At 71.8% G+C, this 12,961-nt stretch carries 12 protein-coding genes; 6 read left to right on the forward strand and 6 right to left on the reverse strand.

The window, feature by feature from the left end; all coding sequences use genetic code 11:
- From E1262_RS25675 to E1262_RS25690, 4 genes are all read right to left on the reverse strand, one after another.
- Positions 1-756 (reverse strand): FGGY family carbohydrate kinase (locus tag E1262_RS25675; protein WP_238993057.1); only part of this gene is annotated, 756 nt, incomplete at its 3' end.
- Positions 753-1,586, reverse strand: a complete 834-nt coding sequence (locus E1262_RS25680) for a carbohydrate ABC transporter permease (RefSeq protein ID WP_132107005.1) — start codon at positions 1,584-1,586, stop codon at positions 753-755. The genes E1262_RS25680 and E1262_RS25675, both read right to left, overlap by 4 nt.
- The gene (locus E1262_RS25685) at positions 1,583-2,545 is read right to left on the reverse strand and encodes a carbohydrate ABC transporter permease (protein WP_132107007.1); all 963 of its coding nucleotides are present in this window, start codon (positions 2,543-2,545) and stop codon (positions 1,583-1,585) included. Before E1262_RS25685 ends, E1262_RS25680 begins: the two co-directional genes overlap by 4 nt.
- Entirely contained in the window at positions 2,545-3,897 is a 1,353-nt protein-coding gene (locus E1262_RS25690) for an ABC transporter substrate-binding protein (protein WP_132107008.1), read from the reverse strand. Before E1262_RS25690 ends, E1262_RS25685 begins: the two co-directional genes overlap by 1 nt.
- Before the next feature lie 581 nt (positions 3,898-4,478).
- On the opposite strand from E1262_RS25690, the gene E1262_RS25695 reads away from it, so the two are divergent.
- Positions 4,479-4,994 (forward strand): hypothetical protein, encoded by a 516-nt coding sequence (locus E1262_RS25695; protein ID WP_132107010.1) that lies wholly within the window; start codon positions 4,479-4,481, stop codon positions 4,992-4,994.
- 5 nt (positions 4,995-4,999) lie between these two features.
- Here the strand turns inward: E1262_RS25695 and E1262_RS25700 are convergent, their stop codons facing one another.
- Positions 5,000-5,938, reverse strand: a complete 939-nt coding sequence (locus E1262_RS25700) for a carbohydrate kinase family protein (protein WP_132107012.1) — start codon at positions 5,936-5,938, stop codon at positions 5,000-5,002.
- A complete protein-coding gene (locus E1262_RS25705) occupies positions 5,935-6,987 on the reverse strand; it encodes a LacI family DNA-binding transcriptional regulator (protein ID WP_132107014.1) in 1,053 nt (350 codons plus the stop codon). The genes E1262_RS25700 and E1262_RS25705 overlap by 4 nt, the downstream gene beginning before the upstream one ends.
- Positions 6,988-7,219: 232 nt before the next feature.
- Between E1262_RS25705 and E1262_RS30570 the strand changes: the two genes are divergently transcribed.
- The 5 genes from E1262_RS30570 (at position 7,220) to E1262_RS25725 (ending at position 12,959) form a co-directional block, all read left to right on the forward strand.
- Positions 7,220-7,372 (forward strand): hypothetical protein, encoded by a 153-nt coding sequence (locus E1262_RS30570; RefSeq protein ID WP_162606083.1) that lies wholly within the window; start codon positions 7,220-7,222, stop codon positions 7,370-7,372.
- Between the two features lie 32 nt (positions 7,373-7,404).
- Entirely contained in the window at positions 7,405-8,496 is a 1,092-nt protein-coding gene (locus E1262_RS25710) for a substrate-binding domain-containing protein (RefSeq protein ID WP_132107016.1), read from the forward strand.
- Positions 8,484-9,515: an ABC transporter permease gene (locus E1262_RS25715; RefSeq protein WP_203454425.1), complete on the forward strand. Its 1,032-nt coding sequence runs from the start codon at positions 8,484-8,486 to the stop codon at positions 9,513-9,515. The genes E1262_RS25710 and E1262_RS25715 overlap by 13 nt, the downstream gene beginning before the upstream one ends.
- On the forward strand, positions 9,512-10,279 hold the full coding sequence (locus E1262_RS25720; RefSeq protein WP_132107018.1) for an ATP-binding cassette domain-containing protein: 768 nt from the start codon (positions 9,512-9,514) through the stop codon (positions 10,277-10,279). The genes E1262_RS25715 and E1262_RS25720 overlap by 4 nt, the downstream gene beginning before the upstream one ends.
- A gap of 115 nt (positions 10,280-10,394) precedes the next feature.
- The gene (locus E1262_RS25725) at positions 10,395-12,959 is read left to right on the forward strand and encodes a GH32 C-terminal domain-containing protein (RefSeq protein WP_132107020.1); all 2,565 of its coding nucleotides are present in this window, start codon (positions 10,395-10,397) and stop codon (positions 12,957-12,959) included.
- Positions 12,960-12,961 lie beyond the last annotated feature (2 nt).

Raw genomic sequence — 12,961 nt, forward strand, 5'->3', positions numbered from 1 at the left:
GGCGAGATCCTGCCCGACCTTCTTCGGGTCGACGTCGAACGCGGCGGCCTGGTCGTGCACCCCGGCGACGATCGGGGTGCCGGGACGCAGCCCGGTCGCCGCGGCCGCGCCCGCCGTCACCGCGCCGATCACCGTCCCGGCCAGGACCGGCTCGGACAGCAGTGCCGTGGGGACGTCCAGCGCGCCGAGGATCTCGTCGGACCAGCGCCCGGCGGTGACGTCGAACGCACCGGTCCGGGCCGCCATCGTCAGGTCTATCGCGGGCGCGGCGCCGAACCAGCCGGCGACGTGGTCGTCGACCGTCCGGACGGCCGCCGGGAGCGCGCCGCCGGGCAGCAGCTCGCGGACCTTGTGCACGGAGAACATCGGGTGCAGCGGCTGGCCGGTGATCGCCTGGACGCGGTCGCCGCCGAGCGCCGCCGCCAGCTTCTCCGCCGACGCCGTGCCGCGCAGGTCCATGCTCAGCGGCGCCGGCCCGAGCGCCGCCCCGTCCGGCCCGACGGGGACGATCGCCTCGCCGAGGGTGGAGAACGAGAGCGCCTCGACCGGGTCGGCGGCGACGGCCGGGTCCGCGGCCACCTCGCCGACCAGCCGGCCCACGGCGGCCCGGACGGCGTCGGCGTCGATCTCCGCGCGGCCCGGCGCCGGGCGGACGACGGCGGTGCGCTGCGCCTGCGCCGCCAGTTCGTGGCCGTCCGCGTCGTACGCCGCGACCCGCGACCCGGTGGTGCCGAGGTCGATGCCCAGGAAGCTCACTTGACCGACCCCGCCAGCCCGTTGACCAGGTAGCGCTGCACCGACAGGTACACCACCACGATGGGCACGGAGATCAGCACCAGCACGGCGAACAGCGCGCCCGGCTGGCTCAGGTAGATGCCGCGGTAGGCCAGCGGCACCAGCGTGAGCGGCTTGAGGTGGTTGTCGCCGATCGCGACCAGCGGCAGCAGGAAGTCGTTCCAGCTCATCATCAGCTGCCAGACCACGACGACGGCGGCGGCCGCCTTGCCGAGCGGGAAGTAGATGCGCCAGAAGATCGTCCACGTCGACGAGCCGTCCACCAGCGCCGCCTCGTACGTCTCGTCCGGAATGGCGAGGTACGTGGTGCGGATCATGATGACGGCGAACGGCAGGCCCAGCGCGGTGTAGGCGAGGACGAGGCCGAGCAGGTTGTCGTACAGCCCCAGCCCCTGCAGGATCTTGAACATCGCCGTCACCACGCCGGCCATCGGCAGCACCAGCGCCAGGATCAGCCCGACGAACACCACGCCCTTGAACGGCACCCGCAGCCGGGCCAGCGCGAACGCCGTCATCGACCCGAGCAGGAGCACCAGCACGATCGACGGCACCGACACCAGCAGGCTGTTGAGCAGATGCCGGCCGATCGGGTTCGTCTGGAAGATCGTCACGTAGTTGCGCAGCGTCGGCTCCTCGGGCAGCAGCCCGAGCGCCGTCGTCCCCGGGTTCGACGTCGGCAGCAGCGAGATGCCGACGACCATGACCACCGGGACCATCCACAGCACCGCGAGCGGGCCGAGCACCCAGTGCGCCCACCGCGGCGCCGCGTCCACGTCCCGCTGCCGCTTCACGATCGCTCCCCGGTGATGAAGCGCGAGCCGAACGTGCGCAGCATCGCCAGCGACGAGCCGACCGCGACGACCAGCAGGACGACCGCGATGGTCGCGCCGTAGCCGAACGACTGCAGCTGGAACGCCTGCTTGAACAGGTAGGTCGGCATCAGCTCCGACGCGTGGTTCGGCCCGCCCTCGGTGAGCACCCACACCAGCTCGAAGGTCTTCAGCGAGCCGATGATGCCGAGCAGCAGCAGCGCCAGGTGCGTCGGCTTGAGCAGCGGCAGCACGATGCGGCGGATCAGCTGCCAGCCGGTCGCGCCGTCGATGCGGGCCGCCTCGACGACGTTGTGGTCGACCAGCTGCAGCCCGGCGAGGTAGAAGAGCATCGAGAAGCCGGTCCACATCCAGACATTCACCACGATCACCGCGATGATGGCCGTCGACGGGTCCGACAGGTACGCCCGCGTCAGCACGTCGATGCCGGTGGCCCGGCCGAGCTGGGCGAGCACGCCATTGAATGGGTCCAGCAGCCGCTGCCAGACGATGCCGACGACCACCGGCGACAGCACCGCCGGCAGGAAGAACAGCGTCCGGTACACCGTCCGGCCGCGCAGGCGGGTGTTGAGCAGCCAGGCCAGCGCGAAGCCGAGCGCGGCCTGCGGGACGATCGTCAGCCCGATCCACAGCGCCGAGTTCCGCAGCGTCGTGTGGAACGTCGGGTCGGCGAGCAGGTCGCGGTAGTTGTCCAGCCCGGCCGGGGTGCCGGCGCTGACGCCGTCCCAGTCGAGCAGGCTGGCCTGGATGTTGAAGACGATCGGGTAGACCACGAAGACGGCGAACAGCGCGACCGCCGGTGCGATGAAGCCCAGCGCGACCAGGCGCTCGCGGGTGAGCCGGCGCGCCGGGCGGCGTGGGCCGGTCCCGGTGACCCGGGGGGCGCGGGTCACCTGGACGTCGGAGGTGTACGCGGCCATCAGTCCTGCTGGTCCTGCACGGCCTGGACCGACTCGGCGGCCTGCTGCGGCGTCAGCTGGCCCGCGGCGACGCCGGCGAGCGCGTCGGCGACGGCGGTGTCGATCTCCGGGCTCTGGAAGTACCGCGACCACTGCACCCGCGGCATCCAGTCCTGGGTCAGCTGGGTCCAGATCTGCTCCTGCTTGTCGCTGGTGAACTCCTGCGGGTCGAGGCCGGTCACCGCGGGCAGGTCGTTGAACGTGTTGATCAGCACCTGGGCGCCGTCGCCGGCGATCCAGTCGGTGAGCACGTCGCAGGCCAGGTCCGGGTTTGCGGCGTCGGCGGAGATGCCCAGCGCGACGTCGATGCCGCCGACCAGCTGCGGCTCCGGCGCGCCGCCCGGCAGCGTCGGGAACAGGAACGGCTCGTAGCCGGCCATGCCCTCCGACAGCGGTGCGATCTCCGCCTTCGACGGGTCGGACTGCTGGATCCACCAGGCGCCGAGCGGGATCATCGCGGCGTTGCCGGCCTCGAACTGGTTGACGCCGTTCGGGTACGAGTCCAGCGCGAGCGCGCCGTCCTGGGCGATGCCCTCGGTGAACAGCCTGCTCCAGTAGTCGAACGCCTCGACGATGCGGGCGTCGGTCCACGGGACCTCGCCGTTCTCCGCCTGGTAGACGCGGCCCGGCTCGAGGTTGTTGGCGATCTGCAGGAACACGACGTTGCGGAGCCAGCCGTCCTTCGCCGGCAGCAGGAACGGCGCGGCGTCACCGGCGTCGCGGAGGGTCGCGACCGCGGCCTGCAGGTCCTCCCACGTCGCCGGCGGCTCGATCCCGGCGGCGTCGAGCAGCTCCGCGTTCGCCCACAGGTTCACCGTCTGCACCAGCAGCGGCAGCGCGTAGTAGTGCTCGTCGCCGTCGGGGTTGCCCATGCGGGCCTGCTCGAGGCCGACCGGGTGGAACCGGCTCTCCCAGTCGTCGCCCCAGACCCGGGTGGCGCACTCCTCCAGCGGCATCAGCTTTTCGCGGTACTGCTGGGTCAGCGCCCCTGGCTGCAGCCCGACGATGTCCGGCATGGTGCCCGACGACGCCCGCGTCTGCAGGTCGACGATGTACTCCGGATAGTTGAAGATCGTCGCGTCGATCGTGACATCCGGGTTGGCCTCGGTGAACGAGTCGATCATCTGCCGCGTGGTCTGCTCGATCGGGCTCCACGAGCGGAACGTGACGGTCTGCTCGTCCCCGCCGCCGGCGGACTCCTCGGGGTCGGCGCTGCCGGCGCAGGCCGCCAGCGTGGCGCCCAGGCAGAGCGCCAGGCCGGCCTGGATGCCGCGGCGTGTCGCCTGGCGGCGGGCCGTGGGTGGGAGCGTCATTGCTTCCGTCCTCTCTGTGGATCGGCTCGGTGGATCGGCTCTGAGGGCTGGCTGCTGCGGGGCGGCGGGCTGGCCGCCAGTAGAGGCCGGGCCGCTGACCAGTGTCAACGCCGTCGCTCGCCGCCCGGCCGGAGGTTGGTGGCGGTGTCGGCCGATGCTCCGGCGGGCCGGGCGGACAGGGTGTGTCCGCTGTCCGGGCGGCCGTTGTCCGGTCACTGACAACGCCGCGGCCCGTGTCAGACACGGGCGGGCCGGCACGCTGCGGCGGGCGCCGCGTCTGTGCGCGACGACGGGCCGCTGACATCGCGGGTGGTGGTTGCTGTCCAGGACCGGCTCCGGTTCACGGTGGCACCGGCGACCGGCGCACGACAGCCCGGGTCACGATTTCGTTAATGTGAGCTGCCTCTCACCATGCGAGACGCCCCGCGAACTCGGTCCACCCGTCCGGGCGACGGCTGAAATGAATGAGGGATCCGGGTTGTCTGGCTACCCGGATCCCTCATCCATCGCCACCCGCACGGACCCACCGCAGCAGCAGGAGAGCCACTCTTCGTCCAGTTGGCTCCTCATACACTGGCGGCATGGCGCACCGGACGCCCGCTGCCGTCGTCGTGGCCGTGCTCTTCGCCGCCTGCTCCAGCGGCGAGCGGGACGCCGCCGACCCCAGCGCGCTGCCGGCGCCGACGCCGGCGGCCAGCGCGACGCCCACGGCGACGCTGGTGCCCGGGATCCCCGACTCCGCGCAGCTGTCCGAGCCGGTGGTCGTCCGGGGGCGCGTCCTGCGCGCCGACGGCACGGCAGTCGCGGAGGCGCTGGTGCAACTGACCACCGAGCCCACCGACGAACAACTGGCCACCATCGACCCGTTCCTCCATCCGCTCACCCCCGTCGCCGCGACCTCGAGCGGCCCGGACGGCCGGTACGAGCTGCGGATCCCGGCCGGCCGGCGGACGGAGCTGCCGGTGGACGAGGCCGGGCTGGTCCAGTTCGTCGTTCTGGTCGAGTCGCCCGAGGGCAGCGCCACCGAGTTCTGGACCGGGCCCGGCGAGCCGACCCATCCGCACACCGTCGATCTCGAGGTGCGCCCGGACAGCTGAGCGGGTCAGGCGGCGCCCGACCGGGCGACGGCGTCGAGTTCGTCGCGGGTGGGCGGGTTGGCGCCGGCCCGCGAGACGGTGACGGCGGCGGCCAGCGTGGCGCGGCGCACCACCCGCTCGACGACCGCGGCGGGGATCTCGCGCAGCCGCGGCCGCGCGGCGCCGCCGAGCAGGTCCTCGCGCCACAGCCCGTCGAGCAGGCCGGCGGTGAAGGAGTCGCCCGCGCCGACGGTGTCCGCGACGGTGACCGTCGCGGCCGGCACCCGCACCTCGTCCCGGCGGGTGACGGCGACGGCGCCGGCGCCGCCCAGCGTGACGACGACCAACGCCGGACCGAGCCGCAGCCAGTCGCGCGCGACGTCGGCCGGGTCACGGCCCGGTTCGAGGAAGGCGGTGTCCTGGTCGCTGGCCTTGACGACGTCGCTGGCCGCGACGAGCCGTTCGACTCGCTCGCGCAGCTCGGCGGCCGGGCCCATGAGCGCCGGCCGGATGTTGGGGTCGTAGCTGGTCGTGGTGTCCTGACGTACGGCGCCGAGCAGCCGCTCGACCGCCGCCGCCCCGGGCGCGACCGTCGTCGCCAGCGAGCCGGTGTGCAGCACCAGCGGCGCCTCCGTCAGCGCGACCGGGCCGAGGTCCCAGGTCAGCTCGAACCGGTAGTCGGCCGAGCCGTCCACCCCGAGGCTCGCGATCGCCGACGACGTCCGCGCGGCGCTCCACTGCGTGCGGACCTCGACGCCGGCGGAGGCGAGATGCGCCCTGATCGCGTCGCCGTCCCGGTCGGCGCCCAGCTCGGTGATCAACGCGGTCCGCCGGCCGAGCCGCCCGAGCCCGTAGGCGACGTTCGCCGGGCTGCCGCCCGGATGCCGGGTCTGCGAGCCGTCACGCTCGACGATGACGTCGGTGAGCGCCTCCCCCACGACGACGGCGCCGTCCACCGCCGTCATGGGCGCCCCGGCGGGATCTCGCCCGAGCCGCGCAACACGGTCGTCGTCGGCAGGAGGATCCGCCGCGGCCGGTCGCGCTCGCCGTCGAGCCGCTCGAACAGCAGCTCCGCGGCGGCCCGGCCCATCGCGGCCGGGTCCTGAGCGACGACGCTGACCCGCGGCTTGAGCAGGTCGGCGAGCGGGAAGTCGTCGAAGCCGAACAGCGCGACGCCCTGCTCCAGTCCGAGCTCCTGCAGCGCGGTGATGGCGCCGATGGTGACCAGGTTCTGGCTGGCGAACAGCGCCGTCGGCGCACCCTCGGACCGCAGCAGCGCCGTGGTCGCGCGAGCGGCGTCGTCGATGGTGTGCAGGTCGTGTACGACGTGCGCGGGGTCAAGCGGCAGCCCGCACTCCAGCAGGCCCCGCTGGTAGCCGGCGAAGCGCTGCTGAGCGGTCGGGATGATGGCGAGGTCGCCGAGGTAGGCGATGCGGCGGTGCCCGACCTCGGCGAGCTGGTGCACGGCATTGCGCGCGCCGGCCTCGTTGTCGGAGAGCACGCAGTCGGCGAGCAGGCCCTGCGGCTGGCGGTCGACGAACACCAGCGGCGTGCCGGCCTCCATCTCCGTCCGCAGGTAGCCCTGGTCCTCACCGACCGGTGCGATGATGAGGCCGTCGACCCGGCGCTCGGTGAACGCGCGGACCAGTGCCCGCTCGCGCTGCTGGTCCTCGTCCACGCTGCCGGCGAGGATGAGCACGCGCTTCTCGTTCGCGACGTCCTCGACGGCGCGCAACAGGGCGCTGGAGAACGGGTTGGCGAGGTCCTCGAGCACGGTGCCGATGGCGGCCGTGCGCCGGCTGGACCGGCGCAGCGCGCTGGCCGACACGTTCGGCCGGTAATCGAGCCGGCTGACGGCCAGCCGGACCGCGTCGACCTTCTGCGGCGTGACGCCGGCCTCGCCGTTGACCACCCGCGACACCGTCTTCATGCTGACGCCCGCCATGGCGGCGACGTCGCGCAGCGTCGCCCGCGGCCGGTACGGCGTGGTCACCGGATCGGCGTGTTCGGTCATGGACCCCTCCGATCGACACAGTACCGGCACGGGCCGCGCCGCCTCCAGGCCAGGCTTGACAACATTGTCAGACCGTCGTACCGGTCCGCATCATCGCCCCGTAACACCGCTGAAAGCAAGTATTGACACGCGGGCCTTGAGCCCTCAGACTCCCCTGACAAGGTTGTCAGACGCCACGCCTCGGCGCCTTTCATCTCCGGTTTCACGATCACTGGCAAGGGAGCTGGGACGTATGCGCAGGAGAGTCCGGTCCGCTATGGCGACGCTCGCCGCGGCGCCCGTCTTCGACGCCGTCGACGACACCATCGCCGGCGGCCAGTTCGGCCTCAACGTCGACAACGGCACCGCCGTCATCCAGAACGTCCAGGTCGGGCCTGTGTCGTGACCGTCAGCACCCACGAACAGAAGGAATCCACCATGACTCTCTCCCGCTCCGGACGGCGCCGGCTCGCCGCGCCCGTCGCGCTCGCGGCGGCCACGCTGCTCACGGCGAGCGCGTGCGGCGGCTCCGACGACCAGGCGTCCACAGCCGGCGAGGGCGACAGCGTCGCCGTCACCCTCATCACCAAGGACTCGATCAACCCGTTCTTCGTCGCCATGCAGGACGGCGCGAAGGAGGTCGCCGAGGAGGAGAACGTCGACCTCACCATCGCCGCGGGCGCCGAGGACGGCGACGAGGACGGCCAGATCCAGGCCATCGAGAACGCCATCGCCGCGGGCCAGCAGGGCATCCTCATCACGCCCAACGGCCCCGGCGTCAACCCGGCGATCGAGCGGGCCCGCGACGCCGGCCTCTACGTCATCGCGCTGGACACCCCGCCCGACCCGGCCGACACCGTCGACATCACCTTCGCCACGGACAACGTCGAGGCCGGCGAGCTGATCGGCCAGTGGACGGCGGCGCAGCTGGGCGGGCAGCCGGCCACCATCGCGCTGCTCGACCTGTTCAACGACAAGATCGTCTCGGTCGACTACAGCCGCGACCAGGGCTTCCTGTCCGGCATGGGCATCGACGTCGCCGATGAGACCCGCAACGGCGACGAGGCGCCCACGGGGAACTACTCCGGCGGCACTTACGAGATCGTCTGCAACGAGCCGACCGGCGGCGCCGAAGACGGCGGCCGCACGGCGATGGAGAACTGCCTGACCCGCAACCCCGACATCAACGTCGTCTACACGATCAACGAGCCGTCCGCGGCCGGGGCGTACGCCGCGCTCGAGGCGGCCGGTGCCGCCGAGGGCGTGCTGATCGTCTCCGTCGACGGCGGCTGCGACGGCGTCCAGGCGGTGAAGGACGGCCGCATCGGCGCGACGTCGCAGCAGTACCCGCTGCTCATGGCCTCGGAGGGCGTCAAGGCGATCGCCGACATCGCACGCGGCGGCGAGCCGCCGCAGCCCAGCGACGGCCTCGACTTCTTCAACACCGGGGTCGCGCTGGTGACGGACACGCCGGCCGACGGCGTCGAGAGCATCGACACGACCGAGGGCGCGGACAAGTGCTGGGGCTGACCATCGAACCGGGCAGCGCGGCGGCGGAGCTGGAGCGCCGCCGCCACTCCCCCGCCCAGCGCGTCCAGCACCTGCTGCACACCCACCCGGCGCTCAGCCCGGCGATCATCCTGCTGCTGACCTGCATCGCGTTCACTCTGCTCAACGACCGGTTCGCCGCGCCGGCCGCACTGTCGCTGCTGATCCAGCAGACGGCGATCGTGGCGGCGCTGGCGATCGGGCAGACGCTGATCATCCTGACTGCCGGCATCGACCTGTCCGTCGGCGCGATCGCGGTGGGTTCGTCCATGCTGGCCGCGATGCTCGCCGCCGAGCAGGGCGTGCCGGCGCCGCTGGCGCTGGTCGTCGGCGTGGCGGCCGGGCTGGTGGCGGGCAGCCTCAACGGGCTGCTGGTGACCCGGGTCGGGCTGCCGCCGTTCATCGTCACGCTCGGCACGCTGAGCGTGTTCACCGCCGTCGTGCTGATCTACACGGGCGGGCAGAGCGTCCCCGGCGCCGACCTTCCCGACGTGCTCACCTGGACCGGGACGACGTTCCCGCTGGGCGACTTCCGGCTGACCTACGGCGTGGTCATCGTCGCGCTGATGTACCTGGTGGTCGGCTGGGCGCTGAGCCAGACCGCCTGGGGCCGGCACGTGTACGCCGTCGGCGACGACTCCGACGCCGCCCGGCTGGCCGGCATCCGGGTCAGCCGCGTGCTGTTCAGCGTGTACGCCGTCGCCGGCCTGATCTACGGGCTGGCCGCGTGGGTGCTGATCGGGCGGGCCGGCGCGGCCAGCCCGAACGCGATCGCCGACGCCAACCTGGAGTCGATCACGGCGGTCGTCATCGGCGGGACCAGCCTGTTCGGCGGCCGCGGCGGCATCCTCGGCACGCTGCTCGGCGCGCTCATCGTCCAGTCGTTCGCCGTCGGGCTGTCGCTCGCCGGCGTCGACGACCAGTATCGCCTGCTCGCCGTCGGCATCCTCGTCATCGCCGCGGTGTCGGTGGACCAGTGGATCAGGAGGGTGCGAGCATGACGACGACGCAGACTCCGGTGCTCGCCGCGCGCGGGCTGGTGAAGACGTTCGGCCGGGTGGTCGGCCTCGACGGCGTCGACGTCGACGTATACGCGGGCGAAGTGCTGGCCGTCATCGGCGACAACGGTGCCGGCAAGTCGACGCTGATCAAGTGCCTCACCGGCGCGCTGATCCCGGATGCCGGGACGATCACCTGCGACGGCCGCGAGGTGACGTTCCGGCGCCCGCAGGACGCCCGCGCCGCCGGGATCGAGACCGTCTACCAGACGCTGGCCGTCGCGCCCGCCCTCGACGTCGCCAGCAACCTCTACCTCGGCCGCGAGGAACGCCGTCCGGGCCCGCTGGGCTCGGTGTTCCGCATGCTCGACAAGCAGGGCATGCGCAGGCGCGCCGAGGAGGCCGTCCGCGACCTCGGCATCAGCACGATCCAGAACATCACCCAGCCGGTCGAGTCGCTGTCCGGCGGGCAGCGGCAGGCCGTCGCGGTCGCGCGGGCGGCGGCGTTCGGCAGCCGCATCGTCGTGCTCGACGAGCCCACCGCCGCGCTCGGCGTCAAGGAGTCGAACCAGGTGCTGGCGCTGATCGAGCGGCTGCGCGAGAACGGGCTCGGCGTGCTGCTGATCAGCCACAACATGCCGCACGTCTGGCAGGTGGCCGACCGCATCCACGTCCAGCGGCTCGGCCGCTCGGCGGGCGTCATCACGCCCCAGTCGCACACCATGGCCGAGGGCGTGGCGATCATGACCGGCGCCGCGGCCGCCTGACCGGCGACCGGCAAGCCAAGGGATCGACATGAGCGTTGATGCTCCGCATCGCCGTCTTGGCGCTCAAGCCCGACGTCGCGTTTCCACGGCAATTCCCTACACCCCGAGGAGACCCATGAGATCCAAGCTGTCCACCGCGTGCGCGACCCTCGCCGTGGCCGCCCTGATCCCAGTCGTCGGGGTGTCGCCCGCGTCCTCCGTCGTGGACGTCACCGGCGACGGAGAAGTCCTCACCGAGGACTACCGTCCGCAGTTCCACTACACGCCGGCCAAGAACTGGATGAACGACCCGAACGGGCTCGTCTACTACAAGGGCGAGTACCACCTCTTCTACCAGCACAACCCGGACGCCAACTCCTGGGGGAACATGTCCTGGGGGCACGCGGTGAGCACCGACCTCGTGCACTGGACGGAGCTCCCGCTGGCGATCCCGCACGACGACGACGAGATGGTGTTCTCCGGCTCCGCGGTGATCGACTACGGCAACACCACGGGCTTCGGCTCCAAGGGCAACCCGGCGATGGTGGCGATCTACACCAGCGCCCTGAAGGGCCGGCCGGGTCAGGACCAGTCGCTGGCCTACAGCCTGGACCGCGGCCGCACCTGGACCAAGTACGAGGGCAACCCGGTCCTCGACATCGCCGACAACGAGTTCCGCGACCCCAAGGTGCAATGGCACGAGCCCACCGAGAGCTGGCTCATGACGGTCGTGAAGGCCCACGAGCGGAAGGTCGCCTTCTACTCCTCCAAGGACCTCAAGACCTGGACCCACCTGAGCGACTTCGGCCCCCACGGCGCCGTCGGCGGCGTGTGGGAGTGTCCCGACCTGTTCCGGCTCCCGGTCGACGGGAACCCGCGCCAGCAGAAGTGGGTCCTGGTCGTGAGCCTCAACCCGGGTCACCTCTACGGCGGCTCGGGCACGCAGTACTTCGTCGGTGAATTCGACGGCACCACGTTCACCCCCGACGACGACGGGTCCTTCGAGCCGCCCGCAGAGCTCGGCGTGCTCGAGGACTTCGAGAGCGAGACCTTCGAGGACTGGACCGCGACGGGCACGGCGTTCGGACCCGGGCCGGCCGCCGGTGCGGCGGCCGGCACCGACCAGGGCGGGGTGAGCAACTTCACGGGTGAGCGGCTGGTCAACAGCTTCCACGGCTACGACGGGAGTACCGGCACGCTGACGTCGCCGACGTTCACCGTGGAGGAGGACTACCTGAACTTCCTCATCGGTGGAGGCAACCACCCGCACCAGCCCGGGACGGTGCTGGACCCGCCCGTTCCGGTGCCGGCGACGATGATCGCCGACTTCGAGGGCGGCAGCTACGGCGAGGGCTGGACGACCACCGGTGACGCGTTCGGCGCCGCACCCGCGACCGGCACCCTTCAAGGCCAGCAGGAGGTCACCGGCTTCGAGGGCGACGGACTGGTCAACACGTTCCTCAACCAGGACAGCTCGGTGGGCACCCTCACGTCCCCCGAGTTCGAGATCACCAACGACTACATCAACTTCCTCATCGGTGGCGGGCGTCACCCGATGTCGGAGGCCGATCCCACCGCGGTGAACCTCCTGGTCGGAGGCGAGGTCGTGCGCACGGCGACCGGCAGCGACGGAGAGCGCCTCACCTGGTCCTCCTGGGACGTCTCCGAGCTCCGCGGGCAGACCGCCCGGCTGCAGGTCGTCGACCAGAACACCGGCGGCTGGGGGCACATCAATCTCGACTCGGTGATGCTCTCCGACGCCCCGGCGCAGATCGCGTCCGACGAGACCACGGTCAACCTGATCGTGAACGGAGAGACCGTCGACAGCGAGACCGGGGCCGACAGCGAGCGGCTGGACTGGGCGTCCTTCGACCTGCGCCGCTACCAGGGCCAGCAGGCACAGGTGAAGGTCATCGACGCCAACAGCGGCGGCTGGGGCCACATCCTGGCCGACCACTTCACCTTCTCCGACCAGCCCACACCGTCGGTGGTCGAGCGCGCTGACTGGGTCGACTTCGGTAGCGACAACTACGCCGGGGTCTCTTGGAACAACGTGCCCGGTGGCAAGCGCTACCTGATCGGCTGGATGAGCAACTGGAACTATGCCGGTGCCACGCCGACCGCGCCGTGGCGCGGGGCGATGACCGCGCCACGCGAACTGGCCCTCGAGACCATCGACGGCGAGGTCCGGCTGACCCAGCGGCCCGTCACGTCGCTGCGGTCCCTCCGCGACGGCGAGGCGATCACCGCTCGGAACGTCACTGTCGGTGAAGGCTCGCTCCCGTTCGCCCGCGGTCGCGCGGACGGCAAGGCCCTCGAGATCGACGCGACCTTCTCCGTCGCCGACGCGGACCGGTTCGGCCTCAAGGTGGCCACCGGGCCAGGCCAGGAGACGGTGATCGGCTACGACGTCCTGACCCAGGAGCTGTACGTGGACCGCACCCGCTCGGGCGCGGTCGGGTTCAACCCCGGGTTCTCCGGCGTCAATCGCGCACCGTTGCCGGCCCGGGACCGCAAGGTGCGGATCAAGGTCCTGCTGGACTGGTCCTCGGTGGAGGTATTCGGCGCCGACGGCGAGGTCGTGCTCACCGACCAGGTCTTCCCCGACCCCGGCAGCGACGGCGTCGAGCTGTTCGCAGAGGGAGGCACCGGCAGGCTCGACCAGATCCGCGTCTGGAGGCTGGACTCGTACCACCACTGAGT

Origin of the sequence: Jiangella aurantiaca (assembly GCF_004349105.1) — a bacterium.
GTDB lineage: Bacteria > Actinomycetota > Actinomycetes > Jiangellales > Jiangellaceae > Jiangella > Jiangella aurantiaca.